Here is a 304-nt window from a genome sequence, read left to right on the forward strand (position 1 = left end):
ATTCTTTTGATTTATCTAGTGTGTAGCTTCCTGCTTCTTCTACCGTTTCTATATCAACTACAACTTCAAAAGTATGATGCTTATATAAAAATTGGTTAATTGTAATTGTTTTATAGCTCTTTACAAAGTTACCATCAATGGTAATTTGCTTATCTAATGCTTCTTCTTTTATCTTATGCATGGGGGTATTTTTTCTTTGTTATAGTTAACTATCAACGCTTTTTTTGACAAAAAAAAGACCTTCCTTTATAAAAAGAGAAGGTCTTTAATAAATAAATTATATAAAACTAAAAGTTATTTAGTC

Annotated in this window: 1 protein-coding gene; it reads right to left on the reverse strand. The window is 26.3% G+C overall.

Annotated elements, in window-relative coordinates; all coding sequences use genetic code 11:
* Positions 1-181 (reverse strand): hypothetical protein (locus tag OU788_RS12765; protein ID WP_274635502.1); only part of this gene is annotated, 181 nt, incomplete at its 3' end.
* Positions 182-304 lie beyond the last annotated feature (123 nt).

Origin of the sequence: Tenacibaculum sp. L6, from assembly GCF_028823685.1 — a bacterium.
GTDB lineage: Bacteria > Bacteroidota > Bacteroidia > Flavobacteriales > Flavobacteriaceae > Polaribacter.